We start from the raw sequence: 2,856 nt of genomic DNA, 5'->3' as shown, positions 1-2,856 counted from the left end.
GTGGCTTCTCGATTTGACAAGCTCAAGAGAAACTATGAAAGCGTCATAGCAATGGCCTGCGCTTTTCTGTGGCTACCAATGTGAAACGGGAACAGACCCTAGGCAAGCGTCTGGCAGTTAATTCTCCCGTCAACTTAACTCAGTGTATGAGCCTATGAGTGGAGAACGTCATGAATAGTCAAAAACCGGTTTGGAAAAGTGTCTTGAAAACCCTGTCCCTTCATCAAGGTGTCATGGCTGCAATCGTGGCGATTCCGTTGCTGGCTGCTCCGGCTTTTTCATGGGCGAAAGATGGCGTATTGAGCCTGCATGGCAGTATTGTCAACAGCAGTTGCAGTGTTTCACACAGTGACGTCACCACCTCTGATGCCCATTCGCGAGTGCTGGAAGTTGCGCCGGGCGTCAACATGCGAGTCAACACCGAACATAACGCCTGCGGCGATCAGGCCGTGCCGTTCGTTGCGCACTATCAGGCCATACCGGCCGCCTCTCAGGCAGACGGCGATGCCTGGCCCGACGCTGTAGTGATTACGCTGAGCTACCACTAACCGCGCAGCTGTATGCTTTTCTCTTTTGGACTGTCACACACCAGGGTGGGACAGTTTTTTTATCGGCTACGCCCCATCGAAAATAACGCCATCACCGTAAGAGTAGTGTGGGCCGAGTGCGCCTGAGTATCGGCGGTGTGGCGGTATCAAGTGTCCCACTTGCAAGTGATCTGTATTAATTCCTACAGACCCGTCCCGCGCGTTGTGTCGTGTTGTCCGAGGGTTAAAAGTTATCGGCCTGACAGCGGTTAAAAAAACCGGAGTCTATAGTGCTGGCCGTCCGATAGTGGGCACACACGAAATAACACAAGGAAGGTAGTCAGCATGAAAAAGCTTTCTCTTACATTGGCAGTTCTGGGCGTAATAAGCTTTGGTATGGCAGGTACTGCCAGTGCTGCGAACAACGGTAAAATCATCTTTAACGGAACACTGACCAATATGTCCTGCGACGTGGGGCCGGGCACGGGCGTCAGCACGGGTACCAACCCAGGTGAAATCAACGTCGACCTTGGGAACGTTTCGTTCTCGGACATCGGCGTGTCCAGCGAAAGCCGGTTTGAAACAGCCACCCCGATCCAGTTGCTGGTCAACTGCACCGCGGGTGCAGATCAGTACAACATGGTGAAAATGCGCCTTACCGCCCGAAACGGCAGTGGTCTGGACAACAACGATGCCAAGCTTCTGCGCACCACCGGGGCGGCGGATGGCGTAGGCATCGGCCTGCTCAATGCATCGAGCGTAATGATGGATCTGAGCGGTACTGAAACCATCGATACCACGCTGATCAAGGATGGTGCCAGCGGCGCTACTGCCGAGATCAACTTTGGTGCGGTCTATGTGCTTAACGGCACTCCGACCAATCCGGGTAATGCCGACGGCTACCTGCCGTTCGTGATGGATTACGAGTAACCGTGTCGGGCAGGGCGGGCCTTGCCCGCCTTGTCCTCTATCGAATTCAAGGCGAACACCCGTATGTATTCTGATTTTTTTCGCGCGGCGGTATGTGTTGCGATGGTGTCATGGTGCACCTCCGTTCAGGCGGGCATTGTGTTGAACACCACACGGGTTATTTACCAGGGCAATGACAAGGAAGTCAGTCTGGGCGTTCACAACAGTGGCGGGAGAGAGATTCTCCTGCAGTCCTGGCTCGAAGCGCCGGCACTTGCCACGGGTAATAACCCAACCACCCAGCGCCTGCCTTTTATCGTGACGCCGTCACTGACGCGCATGGCCGGCGGTGGCAAGCAACTGCTGCGCATTATTCATTCCGGTACCGACATGCCCACCGATCGCGAGTCGGTACTGTGGCTCAATGTTCAGGAAATACCCCAGACGGCTGCGCAAAACACGTTGCAGATCGCAATACGTCAGCGCATAAAAGTCTTTTTCCGGCCTGACGGAATGCCTGGTGATCCACTGCAAGCACCCGAGCAGTTGAACTGGCAAACGGAGAACAACGACAGTTTGCAAGTCGAAAATCCAGGTCCTTATCATGTTTCCATGCTGAAGATTTCCGTGCGTCAGGATGACGTCGAACTGGCCAGTATCGAGAGTCAGATGTTGGCACCGCAGCAGAGTCTGCACATCCCGTTATTGCGCAAAAAGGGGGGGGCACCGCTGGTGGTTAGTTTTGTCAGTATCAATGATTACGGCGGACAAGTGCCTTATCGCGCAACACTTGCCAATCACGAGTCGGGCTACGCCAGCAAGGTCATGCCTCGATAGTCAGCAGCATCAAATGTCAGCGTTCACAATTTAAACCGTTGGGTTCCGGCGACAGGTCGGCCCGGCAGACCTGCGTCTGTGTAAAAGGATTGCGCGGCGCGCGCGACAGCCGAAGTAGAGTGAAGACCGCTATGGAATGGCGCAAAAAAGATAATGAGGGAGCCATTGCTACGTTGGTGCTCCCTTACCCCCGGCGTTGTGTCCTCGGCCTGTGCCGATGTGACCCATTGGGCATCGGCCTGGGGCTGAGCCTGATGTTTTCGGTCAGCGCATTTGCCGCACCGCCCGGCACCGCGCAAGGCGACGGTTCGGTCAAATTCAATACGGCTTTCATTCAAGGCAGTGATCAGCCGCCTGACCTTCAGGAATTTCTACGCAGCAACAGCGTATTGCCCGGTACTTATCGGGTGGATATCTACGTCAATCGCACGCTGAGCGGCAGGCGGGATATCACGTTTTCAAAAAATCAGGCGTCAGGTCTTATAGTGTACTGTTTTCGAAATAAGTTACCCATAACCTGCAAGCTAAGCTATTGATAAGATTTGAATTTTCCGTTAGTTGGTGGCTGATTTTTTCGAAAACA

At 54.0% G+C, this 2,856-nt stretch carries 3 protein-coding genes and 2 pseudogenes; all 5 read left to right on the top strand.

Annotated elements, in window-relative coordinates:
* Nucleotides 1-84, top strand: a pseudogene (locus tag DW49_RS1000000132315) (IS5/IS1182 family transposase); the annotation flags it as partial.
* A gap of 86 nt (nt 85-170) precedes the next feature.
* Nucleotides 171-548: a hypothetical protein gene (locus DW49_RS0119720; RefSeq protein ID WP_024419956.1), complete on the top strand. Its 378-nt coding sequence runs from the start codon at nt 171-173 to the stop codon at nt 546-548.
* Nucleotides 549-872: 324 nt separating this feature from the next.
* Nucleotides 873-1,457 (top strand): fimbrial protein, encoded by a 585-nt coding sequence (locus tag DW49_RS0119715; RefSeq protein ID WP_005615544.1) that lies wholly within the window; start codon nt 873-875, stop codon nt 1,455-1,457.
* 63 nt (nt 1,458-1,520) lie between these two features.
* Complete coding sequence (locus DW49_RS0119710) at nt 1,521-2,273, top strand: fimbrial biogenesis chaperone (RefSeq protein WP_005615547.1); 753 nt, start codon at nt 1,521-1,523, stop codon at nt 2,271-2,273.
* A gap of 131 nt (nt 2,274-2,404) precedes the next feature.
* Nucleotides 2,405-2,767 (top strand): annotated as a pseudogene (locus tag DW49_RS0119705) (FimD/PapC N-terminal domain-containing protein); the annotation flags it as partial.
* Between the last annotated feature and the right edge of the window lie 89 nt (nt 2,768-2,856).

Origin of the sequence: Pseudomonas avellanae BPIC 631 (assembly GCF_000444135.1) — a bacterium.
Lineage (GTDB): Bacteria > Pseudomonadota > Gammaproteobacteria > Pseudomonadales > Pseudomonadaceae > Aquipseudomonas > Aquipseudomonas avellanae.
The sequence above is the reverse complement of the archived record's forward strand: the minus strand, read 5'-3'. Positions and strand labels throughout refer to the sequence as shown.